General features: G+C 61.6%; 19 protein-coding genes and 1 pseudogene. 10 read left to right on the top strand and 10 right to left on the bottom strand.

Annotation, left to right across the window (positions count from 1 at the left end; translation table 11 throughout):
- Nucleotides 1–222, top strand: a 222-nt coding sequence (locus tag AACR77_RS07325) for an ACP phosphodiesterase (RefSeq protein ID WP_042880625.1), incomplete at its 5' end; no start/stop codon positions are given.
- 38 nt (nt 223–260) lie between these two features.
- Here the strand turns inward: AACR77_RS07325 and AACR77_RS07320 are convergent.
- From AACR77_RS07320 to arsC, 3 genes are all read right to left on the bottom strand, one after another.
- Nucleotides 261–1,331: a linear amide C-N hydrolase gene (locus tag AACR77_RS07320; protein WP_042865248.1), complete on the bottom strand. Its 1,071-nt coding sequence runs from the start codon at nt 1,329–1,331 to the stop codon at nt 261–263.
- 248 nt (nt 1,332–1,579) lie between these two features.
- Nucleotides 1,580–1,954, bottom strand: coding sequence for a DUF2069 domain-containing protein (locus tag AACR77_RS07315; RefSeq protein ID WP_010674261.1), 375 nt, complete (start codon nt 1,952–1,954; stop codon nt 1,580–1,582).
- Entirely contained in the window at nt 1,951–2,301 is a 351-nt protein-coding gene (gene arsC / locus AACR77_RS07310) for an arsenate reductase (glutaredoxin) (protein WP_010674260.1), read from the bottom strand. Before arsC ends, AACR77_RS07315 begins: the two co-directional genes overlap by 4 nt.
- 60 nt (nt 2,302–2,361) lie before the next feature.
- Between arsC and AACR77_RS07305 the strand changes: the two genes are divergently transcribed.
- Entirely contained in the window at nt 2,362–2,841 is a 480-nt protein-coding gene (locus AACR77_RS07305; RefSeq protein WP_042880623.1) for a TlpA family protein disulfide reductase, read from the top strand.
- A gap of 133 nt (nt 2,842–2,974) precedes the next feature.
- On the opposite strand, the gene AACR77_RS07300 is transcribed toward AACR77_RS07305, so the two are convergent.
- Complete coding sequence (locus AACR77_RS07300) at nt 2,975–4,429, bottom strand: beta-barrel assembly-enhancing protease (RefSeq protein ID WP_223918331.1); 1,455 nt, start codon at nt 4,427–4,429, stop codon at nt 2,975–2,977.
- 127 nt (nt 4,430–4,556) lie between these two features.
- Between AACR77_RS07300 and AACR77_RS07295 the strand changes: the two genes are divergently transcribed.
- The 3 genes from AACR77_RS07295 to AACR77_RS07285 all read left to right on the top strand — a co-directional run bounded on the left by AACR77_RS07295 (nt 4,557) and on the right by AACR77_RS07285 (nt 6,910).
- On the top strand, nt 4,557–4,826 hold the full coding sequence (locus AACR77_RS07295; RefSeq protein WP_042880621.1) for a sulfurtransferase TusA family protein: 270 nt from the start codon (nt 4,557–4,559) through the stop codon (nt 4,824–4,826).
- A 22-nt stretch (nt 4,827–4,848) separates the two neighbouring features.
- Nucleotides 4,849–5,919 carry an AI-2E family transporter gene (locus AACR77_RS07290; protein WP_029314318.1) on the top strand — a complete coding sequence of 357 codons (1,071 nt, stop codon included), beginning with the start codon at nt 4,849–4,851 and terminating at the stop codon, nt 5,917–5,919.
- 181 nt (nt 5,920–6,100) lie between these two features.
- On the top strand, nt 6,101–6,910 hold the full coding sequence (locus AACR77_RS07285; RefSeq protein WP_052224788.1) for a MipA/OmpV family protein: 810 nt from the start codon (nt 6,101–6,103) through the stop codon (nt 6,908–6,910).
- Nucleotides 6,911–6,976: 66 nt separating this feature from the next.
- Here the strand turns inward: AACR77_RS07285 and AACR77_RS07280 are convergent, their stop codons facing one another.
- The gene (locus AACR77_RS07280; RefSeq protein ID WP_042880618.1) at nt 6,977–7,783 is read right to left on the bottom strand and encodes an alpha/beta fold hydrolase; all 807 of its coding nucleotides are present in this window, start codon (nt 7,781–7,783) and stop codon (nt 6,977–6,979) included.
- A 117-nt stretch (nt 7,784–7,900) separates the two neighbouring features.
- Between AACR77_RS07280 and ppk2 the strand changes: the two genes are divergently transcribed.
- Nucleotides 7,901–8,731, top strand: a complete 831-nt coding sequence (ppk2, locus tag AACR77_RS07275) for a polyphosphate kinase 2 (RefSeq protein WP_010674253.1) — start codon at nt 7,901–7,903, stop codon at nt 8,729–8,731.
- Between the two features lie 126 nt (nt 8,732–8,857).
- On the opposite strand, the gene AACR77_RS07270 is transcribed toward ppk2, so the two are convergent.
- The 5 genes from AACR77_RS07270 to yejK all read right to left on the bottom strand — a co-directional run bounded on the left by AACR77_RS07270 (nt 8,858) and on the right by yejK (nt 15,323).
- Nucleotides 8,858–9,994, bottom strand: coding sequence for an ABC transporter ATP-binding protein (locus AACR77_RS07270; protein ID WP_042880616.1), 1,137 nt, complete (start codon nt 9,992–9,994; stop codon nt 8,858–8,860).
- A gap of 70 nt (nt 9,995–10,064) precedes the next feature.
- A complete protein-coding gene (gene malG, locus AACR77_RS07265) occupies nt 10,065–10,955 on the bottom strand; it encodes a maltose ABC transporter permease MalG (RefSeq protein WP_010674251.1) in 891 nt (296 codons plus the stop codon).
- A 12-nt stretch (nt 10,956–10,967) separates the two neighbouring features.
- Nucleotides 10,968–12,623: a maltose ABC transporter permease MalF gene (malF, locus tag AACR77_RS07260; RefSeq protein WP_042880614.1), complete on the bottom strand. Its 1,656-nt coding sequence runs from the start codon at nt 12,621–12,623 to the stop codon at nt 10,968–10,970.
- 73 nt (nt 12,624–12,696) lie between these two features.
- On the bottom strand, nt 12,697–13,878 hold the full coding sequence (gene malE / locus AACR77_RS07255; RefSeq protein WP_010674249.1) for a maltose/maltodextrin ABC transporter substrate-binding protein MalE: 1,182 nt from the start codon (nt 13,876–13,878) through the stop codon (nt 12,697–12,699).
- Nucleotides 13,879–14,273: 395 nt separating this feature from the next.
- Nucleotides 14,274–15,323, bottom strand: coding sequence for a nucleoid-associated protein YejK (gene yejK, locus AACR77_RS07250; RefSeq protein ID WP_039038628.1), 1,050 nt, complete (start codon nt 15,321–15,323; stop codon nt 14,274–14,276).
- A 73-nt stretch (nt 15,324–15,396) separates the two neighbouring features.
- Between yejK and AACR77_RS07245 the strand changes: the two genes are divergently transcribed.
- The 4 genes and pseudogenes from AACR77_RS07245 to AACR77_RS07230 form a co-directional block, all read left to right on the top strand.
- On the top strand, nt 15,397–15,624 hold the full coding sequence (locus AACR77_RS07245) for a YejL family protein (RefSeq protein ID WP_039038627.1): 228 nt from the start codon (nt 15,397–15,399) through the stop codon (nt 15,622–15,624).
- 43 nt (nt 15,625–15,667) lie between these two features.
- Nucleotides 15,668–17,515, top strand: coding sequence for a DUF3413 domain-containing protein (locus AACR77_RS07240; protein WP_042015924.1), 1,848 nt, complete (start codon nt 15,668–15,670; stop codon nt 17,513–17,515).
- A 278-nt stretch (nt 17,516–17,793) separates the two neighbouring features.
- Nucleotides 17,794–19,932 (top strand): TonB-dependent hemoglobin/transferrin/lactoferrin family receptor, encoded by a 2,139-nt coding sequence (locus AACR77_RS07235; RefSeq protein ID WP_042880612.1) that lies wholly within the window; start codon nt 17,794–17,796, stop codon nt 19,930–19,932.
- Nucleotides 19,932–20,257, top strand: a pseudogene (locus tag AACR77_RS07230) (prolyl oligopeptidase family serine peptidase); the annotation flags it as partial. The gene AACR77_RS07235 and the pseudogene AACR77_RS07230, both read left to right, overlap by 1 nt.

Raw genomic sequence — 20,257 nt, 5'->3', positions numbered from 1 at the left:
TGGCTGGCCTCCTACCAGTACCGGGAAGGGGTGGGGGCGGCCCTCAACGGCATCGGTCGTCGGCTACGCCGCCCCGTGCCGCTCGGGGAGGCGCTCGACGCCCTGGATCAGGCTCGCTGGACCGAGGCCGAGCACGCCTTCCTGCACTTCTACCCGGAGCTGATGCGATTTTGCGAGGCGCAGATCGCCACCCACCGCACTGCCACCTCATCCCCGCCATAAAAAACGCCCCGAGCGGGGCGTTGTCATCGGGGGAACGCTCAGGCCTTGGGGCTGGCCGGCAGGAAGCGAAACGCCTTGGCCGGGACGAATTTCTCCGCCGTCTCCCCCGCATAGAGCTGCTGCTCGGTCAGGGGCAACTTGCGCACCGGGGCCCCCGCGGCGAGATCCAGCTTGTCCATGCTCACCCAGAAGGTGTTGGGCAGATGGGTCAGCTCGAAGAAATAGCGGCGATGCTGCTGATCCGCCACGCTGCGCCACAGGGTGGTGGAGATGTTGGGCTGATCCGGGGTGCTGATCCCCATGGGTACCGAGACATTGCGCATCACGCTCATCACCCCGGCCACCGCCTCGTTGGCCTGGTCGGTCTTTGGCAGGGTCTTGATGTAGAAGGAGGCGCGGGCAAAACGGTCCGCCGAGCGGTTGGTGCCGGGCAGCATGGTGAGACCGCCAATCTCCTCCCAGTAGTCGTTGAGGGCCAGTTGCTTGTCAAAGGTCGGCGAGTTGGTCATCACCTGATAGCTGCGGTCGTGGTAGATCTGCAGCTTGCCCCCCACGTACTGGAAGATGGCGGAATCGCCGCTCGCATCGGAGAGGGAGAGGTGCAGCTGGCCCGGCTTGCCATCCGGGGTCAGGGTGGTCACCACATAGAACTCATCCCTGGAGAGGGCCTCGACCGCCTCGGCCACGGTGGCGAAGTTGTCCAGCGCGTACTGGGCCCAGAGCGAGATGGAGAGAGTCTTGCGCGGATCCTTGTCGCTCGGGGTCACATACTCGGACTCGGTCAGATAGAGGAGGTTGGCCACCAGTCCCTTCTCGTTCATGCCGTCGGCGGTGCCCGCATCGAAGCCTGCCGCCACCACGGAGCCGTAACGCGACGTCCACGTCATGGAGTGCGCGCCAGCCTCCCCTTCCCGCGCGATGCCACGGGGCAGCGCCCAGAGATTGGTCGGCATGGCGCTGCGCCAGTCCATGGTACGACCGGTCACCACCAGCGCTCCCTCCCCCTGATAGACGGCGCGGGTACAGGCATCGGCGAGGGAACTGACGGAGAGGGAGACGGTCAGGGCCAGCAGGGTCTTGTGCAACAGGGGGGAACGCAGGATTGTCATATGGATCACTCGAGTCTGGTGAAAACACAAGCATACCCCTTTTTGCATAACAGGGGCTGACTGAGGCTGGCAAACCAGGTGGCAGATCTGTCAACAGAGGTGCTACCCGGCCAATCAGCGAACAATATCCATAAATTAATCAAAGAGATAAGCAAGCCACTTCGGGGCGATACCGCCAGATGCCATTCGCTGGCTTGCGTCGATTTCAGACACATTCCCTGCCCGCCAGCAGGCGGACAGGGAGGGGCTCAGCCTTCCTTCTTGCGGATACTCAGCCCCAGCTCGCGGCCGCGCAGGCGGGCATAATAGATGGTGCCCACAAACGCCAGGGTGGTGAGCACCAGCTCCACCACCGCCAACCACCGCTCCCCCTCATCCGTGGTGATCAGGGTCAGGGCGTGCAGGAAGTAGGGCATCAGCACGAAGTTGCCCCAGGCGTGGGTGTAGGGATTGCCCTGCACTATGCCCTTGAGGGGGAAGAGCAGCGGCACCGTCCAGATCACCGGCAACAGCCAGGGATTGAGGTCGGGGTGGGGCGAGAGCCAGAGGTGCCAGAGCAGCACCCAGGCCAGCAGGCCGAAAAAACCGGCCAGGGTCAGCAGGCGAGCGAAGCGGGTGCTCACTTGAGGATCTCCAGCACCTGCTCGGGCGGACGACCGATGCGGGCCTGCCCGTTCTTGATGACGATGGGGCGCTCGATGAGCTTGGGGTGCTGGTGCATGGCACGAATGAGGTCATCGCCGCTCACCTCGCCGAGCCCCAGCTCCTTGTAAAGATCTTCCTTGGTGCGCATCAGCTGTCGGGGATCCGTGAAGCCAAGCTGACTCAGGAGGGTGCGGATCTGTGCTTCGCTCGGTGCCTGCTCCAGATAGAGCACCACCTCGGGGGCGACCCCGTGCTGTTCCAGCAAGGCCAGGGTTTCACGGCTCTTGGAGCAGCGCGGATTGTGGTAGATTTGGGTCTCGCTCATGATAACTCCCTGATTAATCGCAAGATGGGACAAGAAATGGCGCTATTGTAGGGGAAACGGATGGTCAGGGTAAGCGGGAAGGCTATGGAAATGAAACGGATCTGTTGGCTGATTGTGGCAACCCTGCTGGGGGCCTGCAGCCCGGCACCCGACTTCACCGACGGCGCGGGAAAGAAGGTCAGCCTCGCGGATCTCGGTGGCAAGCCGCTGCTGGTCAACTACTTCGCCCCCTGGTGCGCCCCCTGCCTGCGGGAGATGCCCCTGCTGGCAACATTGCACCAGGAAGGCCAGATCCGGGTGATCGCCATCAACTATGACCCCGCCTCCCCCGCCGAACTGACCGAGTTGGCACGGCGCCACGCCATCAGGGTTCCCCTGATGATCCCGGATGACGACGCCCGCCTCCCGTTCCCAAGGCCCGGGGCGCTGCCCACCAGCTATCTGCTCGATGCCAGGGGCACGCTGCTGGAGACCTTGGTGGGAGAGCTGGACGAACAGAAGCTCGCCGAGATAAAACGCCGCCTGGTGAGCGCCCCATAGCAGAGCCATCCATCACTCTCATTTCTTCATCATCAAGATACGTTGAAACCGATGAAAGGCCCTATTTTAGCCTGCAAAACAAGGCGGGGTGCCCCCAAAGGAGCACCCCGCCTGCCATCAACCCGCTCCGGACTCAGCCCTTGAGGCTGTCCAGATCCTTCTTGGCCCGCTCCAGCTGGGTGATGCGCGCCTCGATGCGGGCCAGGGTCAGCTTGTCACTGGTGGTGCCCCGCGCCACGATCAGTTCGTCGATGGCCGCCTGGTAGTCCCCGCGCAGGGAAAGGGTCTCCGCCCGTGCCATGTGCAGGTCCGTCATTCTGCCCGCCTTGCGGTAGGCGTCCGACAGCAGGCTCCAGGCCAGGCTGTTCTCGTCGTGCTCCCGGGCATAAGGGTCCAGGATGGCGATGGACTTCTTGTAGTTGCCCCCCTCCAGATAGGCGTTGCCGAGGTTCACCACCACCACCTCGTTGTCCGGCATCCGGGTGCGGAAGCGCTCCAGTCTGGCGATGGCCTGGGCGCTGCGCCCCTTGGCGAGATCGATGTCGGTCAGGGCATCCACCACGAAGAGATCCTCCGGGTGACGGGTCGCCAGCTCCTGCATCAGGGTGTCGGCCTCGTCGGTGCGCTTGAGCTGCAACAGGGCCAGCGCCTTGCCATAGATGGCGGCATCCTTGAGGGGGTAATCCCCCTTCTGCAGGCGGCTGTCGAAGTAGGTGAGCAGCGCCTGGGGCGTCTCGGTGCCATAGCGCACCTGGATGCGCACCTTGGCCAGCCAGAAGTCCAGGCTCGGCGGCAGGGCGCGCGCGCCATAACTCCCTGCCCTGGCTCGGGCTTCGCTGATCCGGGTCTCCGGCAGGGGGTGGGTCAGCAGCATCTCCGGCGGCTTGCTGGCGTAGCGGTACTCCGCCGCCAGCTTCTGGAAGAAGTTGGCCATGCCCATGGGATCGAACCCGGCGTCATACAGCGTCTTCATGCCGATGCGATCCGCCTCGTATTCGTTGTCCCGGGTGTAGTTGATGGCCGACTGCATCGACAAACCAAGCGTGGTCTGCAAGGCCGCGATGCCGGCGGTGGGGTTGATCACCGCGAGTGCAATGGAGCCCACCAGGCCGGCCAGGGTCATGGCGGAGCTGCTCGCCTGTGCCTCCATGTAACGGGCGATGTGACGCTGGGTCACGTGGGTGATTTCGTGGGCCAGTACCGAGGCCAGCTCGCTCTCGCTCTCGGCGTAGAGAAAGAGGCCGGTATGCACCTTGACCCGGCCACCGAGGAAGGCCGCCGCGTTGATGCTGGGATCGTTGATGAGGAAGAAGGTGAACGGGAAGCGCACCCCGTCGGCATTGGTCAGCAGCCGCTGGCCCAGATCGTCGATGTATTCGTTCAGCACGGGGTCATCGATGATGGGCAGGCCCGCCCGGGCAAAACGCATGAAGGCGTTGCCGTAGCGCACCTCCTGCTCGATGGGCAGTGCGGCGACCCCGGCGGTACCGATGTCGGGCAACTGGTTGCTCCCCTGGGCGTGGAAGGTCGCCCCCATCAGGGTGACCAACAGGGGAAGCGATGCTATCAGGGGGGAAAAACGTGCCACGTTATCTCTATCTCCAATCAGACCCCAGCGGGCATCGGCAGAATACCCTTGCCATTCAAGGCCCACAAGCGTTGTTTCATCCTCTCATCACGGCCATAATGACCGCCACGCACGCGATGGAGTTCTCATGGAACAGCTCGACCTGACCCCCTGGCGTTGTCCCGAGCCCCTCATCCGGCTCAAGCTCTGGTTGCGCCAGGCCCGGCCCGGTCAATCCGTGTGCATCCAGCTCGGGGATGCAGGCTCCCGGCAGGACATTCCCGCCTATCTGCGCCGTCAGGGTCACCATGTCCAGACCCGGGAAGAGTCAGCTGCCCGCCTCTCCCTGCTGCTCGTCGTTGCCCGTCCCCCCCGGGACGCCCTGCTCGCCCCCGAGCCCATGCCACCCACCCCGTGAGCCGCCATTCAAGGAAGCCTCGATGTTAGATGTATTGAAGCGCTGGTATCAGACCCGTTTTTCCGACCCCGATGCCGTCACCCTCTTCCTGCTGCTGGTCTTCTGCTTTGCCGTGCTCTGGCTGTTTGGGGATCTGCTGGCACCGCTGCTGGTGGCCCTGGTGATGGCCTATCTGCTGGAGTGGCCGGTGAGTCGCCTGCAACGGGGCGGCCTCTCTCGCACCGTCGCCACCAGCCTGGTCCTGCTGCTGTTCATCACGGTGACGACCCTGATGCTGCTGGGCCTCATCCCGACGCTGGTGAGCCAGGGGGTCAACCTGGCCAAGGAGGCCCCCGCCATGCTGGCCCATGCCCAGGACTATGTGCGCACCCTGCCGGAAAAATACCCCGAGATCATCGACGTCAGCCTAGTGGAGACCATCATCGACAACATTCGCCAGCGCATCCTGACCGGCGGTGAACAACTGGTGAGCGCCTCTTTGAGCTCCCTCATCAACGTGGTGGCCATCCTCATCTACGCCATCCTGGTGCCCCTGATGGTCTTCTTCATGCTCAAGGACAAACAGGTGCTGATGGGAGGCCTGCGCCGCTTCCTGCCCCGCAACCGCACCCTGGTGAACCGGGTCTGGGTTGAGATGAACGACCAGATCATCAACTACATCCGCGGCAAGGTGATCGAGATCGTCATCGTCGGCATCGCCACCTATGTGCCCTTCGCCCTGATGGGATTGCGCTACTCCGCCCTGCTGGCGGTCGCGGTGGGCTTCTCCGTGCTCATCCCCTATATTGGCGCCGCCGCCGTGACCGTGCCGGTGGCCATGGTGGCCCTGTTCCAGTGGGGGCTGACCCCCGACTTCGCCTGGCTGATGGTGGCCTATTTCGTGATCCAGGCCCTCGACGGCAACCTGCTGGTCCCCCTGCTCTTCTCCGAGGCGGTCAACCTGCACCCGGTGGCCATCATCATCGCCGTGCTGGTGTTTGGCGGTCTGTGGGGCTTTTGGGGCGTCTTCTTCGCCATTCCCCTCGCCACCCTGGTCAAGGCGGTGCTCAACGCCTGGCCCAAGCGGGAAGATCTCCCCCGCCCCGCCCCCTGACCCTGGCAAGGGGCGAGGGGCGAGGCAAGGTCTCGCCCCTTCCAGATACCGGCCACCAGCAGCACCTCCGTGACGCTGGCTCATGCTTGCCTTGTCGGGTTTAATTGAAAACCGACATCCGTTTGACTTGCTACGCCGGTCTGATTCGTTCCCACTGCCCACCCACCGACAAGGATCTGTCATGCCCCCACTCCCTGCCCTGCGCCATGCCTCTCTGGGTGCCTTTCTGGCACTGCTGTTCTGTTCTCCCGTCCGGGCAGACCTCGATATCGGGGCCCTCAGCGCCTTCTCCAGCGACAGCCCTGACAGCCCCATTCCCAAGGGGCTGGTGCTGGGCGGGGCCGTCATCGGCGGTCAGGCCCGTTACCAGCAGCAGGACGACACCCTGATGCCCATCCCGGGGGCCCTCTATTTTGGTGACAACCTGATGTATCTGGGGGATCGGGCCCGCTATTACCTGAGCCGCAATGGCAACCTCTCGACCTATGCCTTCGGCCGGATGCGCTTTGGCAACCTGGACCCGGACGACGATCCCTTCCTCCATGGCATGGAGAAGCGCAAGGGGCAGTTCGAGGCCGGTGTTGGGGCCGATCTCATCACTCCCTACGCCCTCTGGAGCGTGCGGGCCACCACGGATGTGACCGGCACCAGCGACGGTCAGGAGCTGATGCTGTGGGCCAACTTCCCCATCATCCGCGGCCCCCTGCTGCTGATGCCGGGAGCCGGCGTCATGCTGCGCAGCCACAACCTCGCCAACTACTACTTCGGCGGTGTCTCTCAAGACGAAGCGAGGGCGGACAGGCCGGCGTGGAACACGGGCACCACCCTCTCCCCCATGGTCTCCCTCATCGGCAGCTATCGCTTCAGCGCCAACTGGATTGGCGGCTTTGGCATCAACTACGAACGCTACGACGACGACATCGCGGACAGCCCCATCGTCCAGCATCAGGGAGAACTCTATGCAGGCTTCGGGGTGGGCTACATCTGGTAGCCCCATCCGGACTGGGCAACAAAAAAGGAGCCCATGGCTCCTTTTTTACGGCTATCCGGCGCAGCGTCACCCTGCCACTTCGGCGAGAAATGCCGCCAGCGCCCGGTTGATGAACGCGGGATTCTCCAGGGTAGAGATGTGACCGGCCCCCGGGATCTCCCTGAACGGGCACCCCAGCACCTCGGCCATCAGATACCCCTCCAGCACAGGGCGAGCCTTGTCCTCACACCCCGTCATCACCAGTGCGGGCAGCCTCATCTCTTCGATCCAGTCGATGCGATCCTCCCGGGTCACGAAGCTGCGGCCCACCGCCACCAGGCTCGCCACCTTGTCGGCGGGCCATTGGGCCAGCCGTGTCTTGAAACCGGCCATCAGGGCCGCGTCCGGTTGATGGGCGAAGAAGAGCGGTGCCACCTGATCGGCGATGGGCGCAGGCACGGCGCCGACCTGTTCGATCATCGCCAGCATGCCGAGATAGCGCTCGCAGGTGATCTGGGGTTCAAGGCCGACGAAGCTGTCCATCAGCACCACTCCCTTGAGGCGAGCAGGCGCCATGCGCGCCAGCTCCACGCCCCACATGCCACCGATGGAGAGCCCCACCAGCACGCACTCGTCGATGCCGAGGGCATCGAGCAGCGCCAGGTGATCCCGGGCCAGGGTCGCCAGGGTGCAGGGCCCCTCGGGCAGCACATCGGAATCCCCGTGACCCCAAAGCTCGGGCACGATGCAGCGATACTGCCCCTTGAGGGCCTCGATTTGCGGTGCCCACATGGCACTGTCCCACAGGTAGCTGTGCCCAAAGAGCAGTGCCGGACCCTGCCCCTCGTCCAGATAGGCCATGCGGCGGCCCGCTATCTCCATAAACTGCTTCATGTTTTCTCCTGTTGCCAGCGGCGATGAAGCGGCAGTGTAACACGCCACTCTTGGCAGGGGTGTCCGCCTGGTGCAAGCTGGATAGACTCACAACGAGGAGTCACCAAGGAGAGGATGATGGCCAAGGAAAAGAGCAAGAAACGCCCCCGTCTGGACAAGAAGACCTACGAACATCACCTCGCCCACTTGCAGGAGGAGCTGGTCAAGTTGCAGGAGTGGGTCAAGCAGGAGGGGCTCAAAGTGGTGGTGCTGTTCGAGGGGCGCGACGCCGCGGGCAAGGGGGGCGTCATCAAGGCGATCACCGAGCCCCTCAACCCCCGGGTCTGCCGGGTCACCGCCCTGCCCGCCCCCTCGGATCGGGAGCGCACCCAGTGGTACTTCCAGCGCTACGTGGCGCACCTACCCTCGGCGGGCGAGATGGTGCTGTTTGACCGCTCCTGGTACAACCGGGCCGGGGTCGAACGGGTGATGGGCTTTTGCAGCGACGACGAGTATCGCGAATTCCTGCGCGCCTGCCCCGAATTCGAGCGGATGTTGATCCGCTCCGGCATCACCCTCATCAAATACTGGTTCTCAGTCAGCGACGAAGAGCAGGAGAAACGCTTCAAGGAGCGCATCAACACCCCCATCAAGCGCTGGAAATTCAGCCCCATGGATCTGCAATCCCGCTCCCGCTGGGTCGAGTATTCCCGCGCCAAGGATGACATGTTCACCTACACGGATACCGAGGATTGCCCCTGGTTCGTGGTGGACGCCGATGACAAGCGCCGCGCCCGCCTCAACTGCATCTCCCACCTCCTTGGCAAGGTGCCCTACGAGGCGATCCACTACGAACCTATCACCCTGCCCCCCATCAAGACCGAAGGGTATGAGCGCCCGCCGCTCACCAGCCAGCACTTCGTGCCGGACGTCACCGCCGCCCTCGAGTCAGACAAGCACGGGCAGTGACGGGCCCCGGCCAGCCGCCCCTGCTGGCCGGGCCCGGGCTTCGGATGACGGGCAATAAAAAGCCGGTCTTGCGACCGGCAAAAGGCATTGAACGTATAGAAAGGAAAACCTGGCACTCTCGCCCTCTCAGGCGCGGATATATTTGGCCGTGCGCGGGAACGCCTGCTCTTTGGCATCGAACAGGTAGCAGGCTTCGGCCGGGATGCCGATGCTGTACTCCTGGCCGGTGGCCACGTCGATGTCGGAGCTCGCCTTGACGGTGAAGTCATGACCATCCACGTCCATGTAGACGAAGGATTCTGCCCCCAGGTGTTCGGCTACCTGCACCACGCCGCTCACGCGGCTGTCGGCATGGGCATGACCCAGCGGCACCAGGTGCTCGGGGCGAATGCCCAGCTCCACCTTGTCGCCCACCGCGCCGCGACGGGCATCCACCCGGGCACGCACGGTATCGCCGGAGGTGAGCTTGACCACGCACTCCTGCTCGCCGATCTCCAGCAGCTCGCCCGCCAGGAAGTTCATCTTGGGGGAGCCGATGAAGCCCGCCACGAACTTGTTGTCCGGGTTGTGGTAGAGCTCGAGGGGGGTGCCGAACTGCTCCAGGTTGGTGGCCGCCTCGCCCTTGAGCGGGCTCAGCACCACGATGCGGTTGGCCAGCGTCATGGCCTCCACCTGGTCGTGGGTCACGTAGATGATGGTGGAGTTGAGCTCCTTGTGCAGCTTGGCGATCTCGATGCGCATCTTGACCCGCAGGGCGGCGTCGAGGTTCGACAGCGGTTCGTCAAACAGGAACACCTGCGGCTGCTGCACGATGGAGCGGCCGATGGCCACCCGCTGACGCTGACCGCCAGAAAGGGCCTTGGGCTTGCGGTCCAGCAAAGGCTCGAGACCCAGGATCTCGGCGGCGCGCATCACCCGCTTGTGGATGTTCTCCTTGTCCATCTTCTTGAGCTTGAGGCCAAAAGCCATGTTCTCGTAGATGTTCATGTGCGGGTAGAGGGCGTAGGACTGGAACACCATGCCGACGTTGCGCTCCACCGGCGGCACGTCGTTCATGTAGCGCCCGCCGATGGTCAGCTCGCCGCTAGTGATGTCTTCCAGACCCGCGATCATCCGCAGCAGGGTGGACTTGCCGCAGCCGGACGGGCCGACGAAGACGATGAACTCCCCTTCCTTGATGTCGAGGTTGATGCTGCGCAGGGTGTCCTTGTGGACAGCCGGGTCGTAATTTTTGCGAACGTTGTTGAGTACTACTTCAGCCATGTCGAGCTCCGCTCTTGAATCTTTGCAAATCGTGATGACGGGGGGAGCCAGCTCCCCCGGCCATGAACCGTTAACCTTTCACGCCGCCAGCGGTCAGACCGCCCACCAGCCAGCGCTGGGCGAGCAGGAAGACGACCGTGATGGGGAAGCCTGACAGCACGGCGGCTGCGGCGAAGTCACCCCACAGGTAGTTCTGCGGATAGAGGTACTGCTGGGCCCCGACCGCCAGGGTCAGATTGTTCACATCCTGCAACAGGATGGAGGCCATGGGCACCTCGGTGATGGAGCCGATGAAGGCCAGGATGAACACCACCGCCAGAATGGGCACCGACAGGGGCAGCAGGATCAGGCGGAACGCCTGCCACGGAGTAGCGCCATCGATGGCCGCCGCCTCCTCCAGGGAGGAATCGATGGTCTCGAAGTAGCCCTTGATGGTCCAGACGTGCAGGGCAATGCCCCCCATGTAGGCCAGGATCAGGCCGCCGTGGGTGTTGAGACCCAGCCAGGGGATGTAGTCACCAATCTTGTTGAAGAGCGCGTAGATGGCCACCAGTGCCAGCACCGCCGGGAACATCTGGAAGATCAGCATGCCCTGCAGGATGGTGGACTTGCCACGGAACCGCAGACGGGCGAAGGCGTAGGCACAGGTGGTGGAGAGCACCACTATCATCAGGGCGGTGATGCCCGCCACCTTGATGGAGTTCCACAGCCAGGTCAGCACCGGGAACGGCGGCGGCGTGATGCTGCCGTCGGCGTTGGTGATGGACATGCCGAGCGCCAGCTTCCAGTGATCCAGGGTCGGATTGGTGGGGATGATCTCCCCCACCGAGAAGTTGCCGTTACGGAACGAGATGGCGATGACCATGATCAGCGGGAAGATGATCAGTGCCAGGAAGCCCCACATCACCAGGTGGGTTGCCCACACCCGATATTTGACTGATTTGGGTTGTACGATTGCCATGTTGAAGCCTCCTTACAGTTGCTTGTCGGCTTTGGACAATTTCAGGTTGAGCAAGGCCAGCGCACCCACGATGAGGAAGATGGCGGTGGCGATGGCACTGGCCAGACCGTAGTCCTGACCACCCGAGCCCTGGAACGCGATCCGGTAGGTGTAGCTCACCAGCAAGTCGGTGGTCCCGGCCGGCGTGGTGGCCCCGATGATGTCCGGCGCCCCGTTCGTCAACAACTGGATAAGTACGAAGTTGTTGAAGTTGAAGGCAAAGGATGCAATCAACAGCGGTGTCAGCGGCTTCATCAAGAGCGGTACGGTGATCTTGAAGAAGTTCTGTACCGGCCCCGCCCCATCCATGGCGGACGCCTCGTAGAGATCTTCCGGAATGGCCTTGAGCAGGCCCATGCAGAGGATCATCATGTAGGGGTAACCGAGCCAGGTGTTGACGATGAGGATCATCACCTTGGCCAGGAAGGGATTGGTGTACCAGTCCGGCTTGATGCCGAAGGCCGCTTCCAGGAACAGGTTGATTTCACCGAAGTTCTGGTTGAACAAGCCCTTGAACACCAGGATGGAGATGAACGCCGGTATCGCATAGGGCAGGATCAGCATGACCCGGTAGAAACCACGCCCCCTGAGCTGCTCCCACTGCACCAGACACGCCAGCACCATGCCGATCGCCAGGGTGAACGCCACCGAACAGGCGGAGAAGATCACGGTCCAGACGAAGATCTGCATGAAGGGACTCTGGATACCCGGGTCCGTCATGATGCGCATGAAGTTTTTCCAACCCACGCTCACCACGAAACCGGGGGCAACGCCCTTGCCGACGAAGTGACCTTCCGCATCGATGTACTGGTAGAAGCCGGTGTCACCGTTGGGCAGCATCAGCTCGCCGCTCTGGTTGTCACGCAGCAGGTTGCTGTCCTTGATCATGACGCCGGACTTGAGCACGGCGCCGTCGACCAGCTGGGTATAGAGTTGCTTCTGGGCGGCGAACTTGCGCAGGCTGCTCAGGGTCAGATGGATATTGCCTTCGGGCAGTACCACATCCAGGGCACTCAGGTGGGTGCGGTGATCGACGATGGCACGAATGGGTGCCGCCTCGCCGACCATGGTCCCGTCCAGAGGCTGCAACTGAACAACCTGGGGCTCGTCACGGACCCGTCCTTCACGGACGGCCAGGGTACGCGCCTTGTTGTTCAGCAAGGTAAGGGGTTGACTGATAAAGGATTGGTCGTCCTGTTTCAGCAGCAGCTGAAACTGATTGTTCTCACCACCCAGGAGGGTGAAATCGAATTCACCGCCGGTCACCTTGTAGGTTTTTTTCAGATGGTAATCCCGTGCCTGCTCAAGGGAGAGCAAGTTGGATCCCGAATAGTTGGTGAAGGCGATGCCGATCGTGTAGGCAAGAGGGAAGATGATAAAAACAACCATGCCTGCCACACCGGGGAAAATATAACGGTGGGCATAGGTCTTCTTGTTCATGAAGACATAGAGACCGACGGATACGACCACCAGATCGAGCAGGGCAAATACCCACTCGCCGCTGGCATACATCATCACGGCCGCATAACCATTAAGCACTGCGATCAGTGCCGCCATGGTCCATTTCAGCCAGACGTACTTGTCTTTCTTCGGACCGGCATAGGATTCGATAGAAGGTACTACTTCCATGCCAATTAACCTTTATTGCGCCAAGAGAGATTGAGAGTGTGGGAGGCCCGAAGGCCTCCCGGGTAGTGCATGCTTACTGGACGATACGCTTGGCAGCGGTATCCAGGGCTTCGTCAACACCCTGACGGCCAGAGGTGACGTTCTTGAGGGCGGTTTCGAAGGAAGACCAGAAACGGCTCATCTCGGGCACGGACGGCATCGGTTCGCCGTTCTGGGCGTTCAGCATGGTGGCCTTGATGTTGGGGTCGGCTTCCAGGGTCTTCTGGAAGGACTTCAGGGCCACGGCACCCAGCGGCTTGTCGGCGTTCATCGGCGCCAGACCAGCATCGGTCAGCAGGTAGTTCTCGAGGAACTCGATGGCCAGATCCTTGTTCGGGCTGGCGGCGTTGATGGTGGCACCCAGTACGCCAACGAAGGCCTTGGCCGGCTTGCCTTTCAGGGTCGGCAGCTGGGCTACGCCATACTTGATGCCGCTCTTGTCCAGGTTGCTCCAGGCCCAGGGACCGTTGATCATCATGGCCACTTCGCCCTTGTTGAACTTGGCGTCCATCACACCGTAGTCGATGCCCTTCTCCAGGTGACCGGATTTGATCATCTCGGAGATGTAGCCGACGCCGGCCTTGGCACCTGCGTTGTTCACGCCGGTGTCTTTGACGTCATAGCCGGTGGCGGTCTTCTTGAAGGCATAACCACCGTTGGCAGCCACCAGGGGGTAGCTGAAGTAGGGGGTGTCATAGGCCCACATGATGGCGCGCTTGCCATTTTTCTTCAGGTCTTCGTCGATCTTGGCGATCTCTTCGAAGGTCTTCGGCGGGTTGGGCAACAGATCCTTGTTGTAAATCAGGCTGACGGCTTCTACCGCGACCGGGTAGCCATAGGTCTTGCCATCGACGGTCATGGCATCCCAGGCGAATTGCTCGAACTTGGCCTTGGTGGCGGCATTCGGGGTCACGGGAACCAGCAGACCGGACTTGACCCACTCACCGTAACGGTCGTGAGCCCAGAAGAAGATGTCCGGGCCGTTGCCGGTGGCGGCGGCTTGCTGGAATTTGACTTCAACCTGATCCGGGTGGGCGACGGTGACCTTGATGCCGGTTTCGGCTTCAAACTTCTTGCCGACTTCGGCCAGGCCGTTGTAGCCCTTGTCACCGTTGATCCAGATGGTCAGCTGACCTTCATCAATGGCAGCAGTGGCAGAGCAGGCCACGCCCAGGGTAGCCAGACCGATCAGGGATGACAGCAATTTCTTTTTCATGAGCCTTTCCTTGTATTAGTTCCGCGCTGTAAGAGCATTGTGTGCAGATGAATATTATCCCAAGCAGTCAATGCCTCACATGACACGCCTCGCATTTTTGAAATGCAATTACGTATTTTCTTCCAGAAAGTTATGAAAACATTTTCTTATTTCAGCGACTTAGGAAGGGATATCCCCATATTTTTGCCAAGATATGGAAATTAAATTACAGAAAGGAAATTAATTTACGCCATTGAAAGGGATTTCACCCCACTGAAAACCCTTTCATTCCCGATATTTTGTTCAATGTGTTAACAAAAGTACTGAGGTGGTTTCCATCTACATCACCCCCTTAAATAAAAAGGCACCGGAGCGGACTCCGGTGCCTTTTTGCAAGAAATGACGGCTGGATCACATTACGACTGGCGCAGCAATTGATCCTTGAGATTGGGCGGGACTCCCCTGATGGTCAGGGTGTCGGTCTGGGGATCGTAAAAGACCCGGCTGTTGAGCAACTTCTGCTCGAAGCTCAGGGTCAGGCCGCCACCGGAGCCCACAAACTTGGTCAAGCCCCGCAGGGTGGAACGGTCCGCCGGGAAGCGCTCCTCCAGCTCGTACTCCTGACCGATGAAGCTGTAAAAATCGAGGTCCCCATCACCGGGCAATTCCGCCGACAGCTCCTTGATCTCGATCTCCTCGCCGGCGCTGGCCTGCTCGGTGCAATATTTGAAGACCTGCTTCTTGTAGTCATTGCGCTCGGCCGGTTCGAGCTGGCGGCTGTCGCAATAATCGTCCACCGCCTGCAGCAACCCCTTGTTCTGGATCTTGGCATCCATGCCCTCCCGGGCCCCCAGCAGATCCATGAAGAAATCCCCCAGCTTGCGACCGACCCGGCCCTTGCTGAAGGTGATATAACGACGCGAATCCCCCTGGGTTTTCCACTCGGTGAGATCGATGCGGGCCACCAGATTGAGTTTGCCGATATCCAGGTACTGGATGTGGCGCAGCTCCAGCGCCTCGCTCACGGTGACGCTCTCCTTGCCTTCCAGCAGGGCGATCATCAGGTAATCCACCCCCACATAGTTGTACTTGGCAATCAGCAACACCCCCTGCTCGTCCAGGGCATGCTCCACCAGCTGCTTGACCAGCATCTGGGTCAGGTTGACGGAAAAGGGGACGAACTCGGTCTGCTCCGCCAGCAGCTGCTCCAGGGCGATGCGAAAGGCGGGGGAAGGCTGCTTGGGGGCGTCTTCCCCCTCCGCCAGCTCGGCGACGGCGGCCTCGGGATCGGCGAAGAAGCCAAAGCCCTTTCCCCCCTTGCCGTTGTAGATGCGATGCAGCTCCGCCATCAGCCCTTGTACCGCCTCGTCGGCAGGCAGGGTCTGGCTGCGGGTATCGGCGTGGGGCTGGCCATCGTTGCCCGCCCGCAGGGAGTGAAGAATGATCTTGTCGATATCGAGACTCATGTCACAAAGCCATAGTGTTAGCCGAAAGGGTGAAGTATTATAAGGCGCTTTGAACCGAGGTGAACCCAAGATTATGCCCATCGTATCAAAGTACAATAACGAGCAGTTTGACGCCCTGATGAACGACCTGATCACCGCCCTGGAGAAACACAAGGCACCGGTGGATCTCAGTCTGATGGTCCTTGGCAACCTGACCACCAACATCATCAACGGCATGGCCCCGGCCCAGCGCCAGGCGATCACCGAGAAGTTCATCCAGGCACTCACCGCCTCGGTGGGCCATCGCCACGATGCGCACTGAGTTTCTTCGCATTCTTTGATGTTTTTCAAGCAGATGGATCATTATGGTCGAAACCGGCAACCCCTATCGCGATAATGTCTCTCGCCTGATCACCTGGGGGCATTGGTTCTCCTTCTTCAACATCATCCTGGCCATGCTGATCTCGACCCGTTACCTGGGCGCCATCAGCTGGCCGTCGACCACGCTCGGCGTGACCTATCTCGTCATCAGCTGGATAGGTCATTTCTCGTTCCTGAGCTTCGTCACCTATCTGCTGACCATCTTCCCCTTGAGCTTCATCCTGCCCAGGGAGAAGCCGCTGCGCTTCATTTCATCCATCATCGCCACCCTGGCACTGGTGCTGCTGCTTATCGACACCCAGGTGTTCCAGCTGTTCAAGTTCCACTTGAATGGCCAGGTGTGGCAACTGCTGCTGGATCAGGCGCAGACCGAAGAGGGCTCTATCTGGAGCATCATCTTCGTGGCGGTGCCCGCCATCTTCCTGCTGCAACTGCTGCTGTCGGCCTATGTGTGGCGCAAGATCAACAAGCGCAAACGCCGCCAGTACGGCAATCAGGTGGGACTGGCCCTGCTGGTCTGCTTCATCCTGACCCATCTGGTCAACAGCTGGGCGGATGCGACCCTGTATCAACCCATCACCATGCAGCGGGCCAACTTCCCCCTCTCCTACCCCATGACCGCCAGGAGCTTCCTGGCCAAGCATGGCTGGCTCGACCTCGAGCAGTATGAGAAGAAGGCCGAAGATCAGGGAAGCGCTGAGCACCGTCTGCTCTATCCCTTGCGCCCCCTCAGCGTGAGCGCACCCAGCGATCACAAGAACCTGCTGGTGGTGGTGGTCGACTCCCTGCGAGCCGACATGCTCAACAACATCAACATGCCCAATCTGCAACGCTACGCGGACAACCACTTCAATTTCCGCCAGCACATGAGTGGTGGCAATGATGAAGCCATGGGGATGTTCAGCCTCTTCTACGGGCTGCCCGGCCACTATTACGGGGACATCCGGGCCGACAAGCGCCCCCCCGTGCTGTTCGACGAGATGCTGCGTCAGGACTACCAGTTCGGCCTGTTCGGTGCACTGGAAGATGCCAAGCAGTATCGCCAAAGTCTGCTTGCGGGTCTGCGCAAGCAGGTCTTCGTCTCCCGCCAGACCGATGACCGCAGGCTCATCGACGACTGGCAGCAGTGGCTTGGCACGCGCACCGCGGACAGACCATGGTTCTCTCTGGTCTATCTCTCTAGCCCGGGGGATTATCAGGTGCCCGCCAGCATCAAGGGCCCCTTCCAGCCCGAGTTGACCCGCTTCAACCCGGCCACTGCCTATCGGCCCGAGAACCTGCAGAAGCTGGAGAACCGCTACAAGAACGCGGTCTTCTATACCGATCAACTGCTGGAGCAGATGCTGACCCAACTGCAATTGCAGGGGCTTGATGATCAGACCATCGTCGTGATCACCTCCAACCACGGTCAGGAGTTCAACGAGACCCAGAGCAACAGCTGGGGCTATGGCAGCAATTACTCGACCTATCAGGTGCAGGTCCCCCTGGTGCTGGCCTGGCCAGGTGCCGAACCTGCGCCCCAGGCGCAGGCGAGCAGCCACCTGGATCTGGTACCGACCCTGATGAAGAACATGCTGGGTGTACGCAACCCCTATCGTGACTACAGCACGGGGCGCAACCTGTTCGAAGCCAGTACACGCACCTGGCTGCTGGCGGGGGATCAGAATGACTTCGCCATCTATCAGGGCAACACCATCACCCAGTTCAACAAGCAGGGGGACTTCGAGCTGCTGGACCGCGACACCTATCGCCCCATCAAGCACGGCACCCCGGACATGGGCACCCTGATCCAGGTGATGAACGAGCTCAATCGCTTCTATCGCGCCCCCTGATCAGCGCCAGCCCACCTCCTTGAGCCCGCCCCTATGGCGGGCTTTTTCTTGCCCGCACCACACCCGTCCTCCTGTTTCCCATGGCGTCATTCGCAAACGTATGCCACCACCTTACTGATTTATCTCTCAAAAAAGTTCAATTCGATCAATATCATAAAAAAAATGATAATGATTGTCATTTATTGATCTGCTTGACTCCCTCTGCAATAATCCGCGCCCTCAGGCTTAAATAATAATTATTCTCAAATATGAAAATTCGACTTCTTCACTACTGGCCCATGCTGCTGTCCGGTACGGCGCTGGCTGCCAGCGATCCCGCCGGGGTCGACACAACGGACATGCCCCCCGAACTCAAGGGGCGGGAAACCATCGTGGTCAAGGGACAGCGCATCGAGCAGAAGCTCTCCGACGTGTCGGGTTCCATCACCGTCATCACGGAGGAGGATCTGGATCGCCAGGTTGCCACCGAGCTCACCGATGTGTTCAAGAACGAACCCGGCGTCTCGGTGACCGGCTCCGCCGGCCGCCCCCAGAACATCCTCATCCGCGGTATGGGCGGCAACCGGGTGCTCATCATCAAGGACGGGGTGCGGGTCAGCGACGGCTTTGGCGCCGACGACCTCAACGACAAGGTGGGGCGCTTCAGCTTCGATCTCGACGACGTCAAACAGATAGAGGTGGCCAAGGGAGCCGGTTCCTCCCTCCATGGCTCCGATGCCATCGGCGGCACCATCGTCATCAGCACCAAGCAGCCGGAAGATTACCTTCAGGGCCAGGATGCCTATCTCGGCAGCAAGGTGCTGCACGATGGCAGCAGTGACAAGCAGAAGCTGAGCGCCACCGGCGCCGCCCGGATACGGGATACTGAACACCTGCTGCGCCTCTCCGGCTGGCAGGGGCATGAGACCGCCAACTACGACGAGAGCCGCATCCCGGCGGATCTGGATGGCATCAGCGCCTCCACCAGCTCTCGCATCCAGTTGAACGAACATCATCTGCTGCGCCTCGAACTCGACTACTTCGAGGACAACGCCGAGCGGGATCAGGGGCCGCGCGAAGTGCCCCAGCCCGATGGCAAGTGGCAGGTGCGCCAGTACCACGAGCAGGGCAGCCAACACACCCAGGGGGGCAAGCTGGCCTGGGAGGCGAGCAACCTCGACACAATACTGGCCGACAGTCTCACCTGGAGTGCCTACGGCAATCACTCGAAAAACACCGCCAACAAGCGCAGCCTGCTGCAAAACGATCTGCTGAGCGGTTATCCGCGCTATCGCAGCGAACGGGAACTCGCCACCTTCACCGAAGACAGGATCGGTACCGAGCTGGATGTGCGCCGGGATCTCGCCACCGGCCATCTCGCCCATCAGCTCAGTTACGGCATCGAGCTCGAGCGCACCACCCACGAGCGGCCGGTGGAGAAGCTGAGTCTGGAGGCTGGCATTCCCCAACCCGGCCAGTCCGCCCCCTTCAGCCGCGCCCGTACCGACAGGGCCGGAGTCTGGCTCGGCGACGTGGCCAGCCTGGGCCAGTGGCAGTTCACCCCCACCCTGCGCATGGATCACCAGTGGCTCACGCCGCTGGACGGCAGCCACGACAGCAACCACAGCTGGCACCTCTCCCCGAGCCTGGCCACCAGCTACCGCTTCAACGACCAGTGGCGCAGCTGGCTCAGCTATGCCAACGGGTTCCGGGCACCTTCCTACGACAAGGTGTACGGCAACATCCCCCACTACTTCGCTCTGCCACCCTTCGAGATCATCGCCAACACCGGGCTCAAGGAGGAGACCAGCCACAGCATCGAGTGGGGGCTGAGTGGCGAGGGGGACAACTGGAGCATCAAGCCAGCGCTCTTCTACAACCGCTACTACAACTTCATCGACTGGCGCGAGGTGGGGCTGCGCCTGAGCGATGGCGTCATCCTGCGCCAATATCGCAACGTCGCCAAGGCCGAAACCTGGGGGGCCGAACTCGCCGCCAGCTACTGGCTGACCCAGGAGTGGGAGCTCGCCACCAAACTCGGCTGGGTCGATGGCGAGGACAACAAAGGTGAAGCGCTGCGCACCCTGACGCCCCTCGAGGGCAACACCCGTCTGAGCTATCAGGCCAATGAGTGGAGCCTGGGTATTGAGGCGGACTATGCCGCTGCCATGAGCCGGGTGCCCACCTGCGGCAACAGCCTGACCGGCCGCCAGGGGGACTGCCTCGAAAGTGCCGGCTGGCTCAGTTTCGCCCTGACGGCCGACTGGCTGGTCACCGACGCCCTCAAGGTCAACCTCAAGCTCGACAACCTGTTCGACACCCGCTACACCCGCTATCAGGATGTGGCCGGGCTGGAAGCCGGGACCGATGCTTCCCTCTTCACCCAGAGCGGCCGCACCCTGAGTGCCAGCCTGCGCTACACCTTCGTGGGGATCTGATGCACAGCTTACTGATCCTGGCCAGCCTGCTGGCCACGCCGGTCCCCGCCTCTCCCCTGCCTGAGGCAACCCTGGAGGCCGCGCCCCTCATCCCCGAGCGCCCGCAACTGATGAAGGGGGAGATAGCCCGCCTCGATCCCTATGGTGGCTGGCGTGACGACAGCCGCCAGGATCCCGCCCTCCTGACACTGCTGCGCGAGCAGAACCGCTGGACCGAGCGGCAGCTCGCCGACCAGGTGCCACTGGTGCAGCGCCTGCAGACAGAGTGGCAGGGCCGGGAGCGGGGCGAACCCGTGCCTGACGACTGGCTTAGCCAGGCTGGCAG

It is taken from the genome of Aeromonas sp. ZOR0002, assembly GCF_963866995.1.
GTDB lineage: Bacteria > Pseudomonadota > Gammaproteobacteria > Enterobacterales > Aeromonadaceae > Aeromonas > Aeromonas caviae.
This window is presented reverse-complemented; position numbering and strand designations above follow the sequence as displayed.

What these genes read in the sequence shown, in the direction of transcription:
- malF (WP_042880614.1), bottom strand. Translation starts at nt 12,623, where the DNA reads ATGGAAGTAGTACCTTCTATCGAATCCTATGCCGGTCCGAAGAAAGAC.
- malG (WP_010674251.1), bottom strand. Translation starts at nt 10,955, where the DNA reads ATGGCAATCGTACAACCCAAATCAGTCAAATATCGGGTGTGGGCAACC.
- AACR77_RS07290 (WP_029314318.1), top strand. Translation starts at nt 4,849, where the DNA reads ATGTTAGATGTATTGAAGCGCTGGTATCAGACCCGTTTTTCCGACCCC.
- AACR77_RS07320 (WP_042865248.1), bottom strand. Translation starts at nt 1,331, where the DNA reads ATGACAATCCTGCGTTCCCCCCTGTTGCACAAGACCCTGCTGGCCCTG.
- AACR77_RS07270 (WP_042880616.1), bottom strand. Translation starts at nt 9,994, where the DNA reads ATGGCTGAAGTAGTACTCAACAACGTTCGCAAAAATTACGACCCGGCT.
- arsC (WP_010674260.1), bottom strand. Translation starts at nt 2,301, where the DNA reads ATGAGCGAGACCCAAATCTACCACAATCCGCGCTGCTCCAAGAGCCGT.
- AACR77_RS07305 (WP_042880623.1), top strand. Translation starts at nt 2,362, where the DNA reads ATGGTCAGGGTAAGCGGGAAGGCTATGGAAATGAAACGGATCTGTTGG.
- ppk2 (WP_010674253.1), top strand. Translation starts at nt 7,901, where the DNA reads ATGGCCAAGGAAAAGAGCAAGAAACGCCCCCGTCTGGACAAGAAGACC.
- AACR77_RS07235 (WP_042880612.1), top strand. Translation starts at nt 17,794, where the DNA reads ATGCTGCTGTCCGGTACGGCGCTGGCTGCCAGCGATCCCGCCGGGGTC.
- malE (WP_010674249.1), bottom strand. Translation starts at nt 13,878, where the DNA reads ATGAAAAAGAAATTGCTGTCATCCCTGATCGGTCTGGCTACCCTGGGC.
- AACR77_RS07295 (WP_042880621.1), top strand. Translation starts at nt 4,557, where the DNA reads ATGGAACAGCTCGACCTGACCCCCTGGCGTTGTCCCGAGCCCCTCATC.
- AACR77_RS07245 (WP_039038627.1), top strand. Translation starts at nt 15,397, where the DNA reads ATGCCCATCGTATCAAAGTACAATAACGAGCAGTTTGACGCCCTGATG.
- AACR77_RS07280 (WP_042880618.1), bottom strand. Translation starts at nt 7,783, where the DNA reads ATGAAGCAGTTTATGGAGATAGCGGGCCGCCGCATGGCCTATCTGGAC.
- AACR77_RS07285 (WP_052224788.1), top strand. Translation starts at nt 6,101, where the DNA reads ATGCCCCCACTCCCTGCCCTGCGCCATGCCTCTCTGGGTGCCTTTCTG.
- yejK (WP_039038628.1), bottom strand. Translation starts at nt 15,323, where the DNA reads ATGAGTCTCGATATCGACAAGATCATTCTTCACTCCCTGCGGGCGGGC.
- AACR77_RS07240 (WP_042015924.1), top strand. Translation starts at nt 15,668, where the DNA reads ATGGTCGAAACCGGCAACCCCTATCGCGATAATGTCTCTCGCCTGATC.